This is a genomic window from Alkalibacterium sp. s-m-28, assembly GCF_054658175.1.
The window spans coordinates 1-255 of the sequence record NZ_BAAGIQ010000423.1 but is presented as its reverse complement, the minus strand read 5'-3'; the positions used below and the strand labels follow the sequence as shown (position 1 = coordinate 255).

Below are 255 nucleotides of genomic sequence, written 5' to 3'. Positions count from 1 at the left end.
GTCCAGTAAGAACCTGATGAAAAATCATAAACTGGCAAAAAGCATTGGTGATGCAGGATGGTATGAATTCGTCCGCCAATTAGAATATAAATCCAAGCAAAAAGGACGGACACTTATCAAAGCAGACAGGTTCTATCCGTCTAGTCAGGTTTGTTCGAGTTGCGGACACCGAGACGGCAAGAAGCCGCTCAATATCCGGGAGTGGGACTGCCCGACATGCGGGGAATACCTTGACAGAGATATCAATGCCAGCAA

1 protein-coding gene is annotated in these 255 nt (G+C 46.7%); it reads left to right on the top strand.

Going from position 1 to position 255, the window contains the following annotated elements:
- Window positions 1–255: RNA-guided endonuclease TnpB family protein (locus tag ACYQ4S_RS12840; protein WP_459771574.1), on the top strand; the 255-nt coding region annotated here is incomplete at both ends.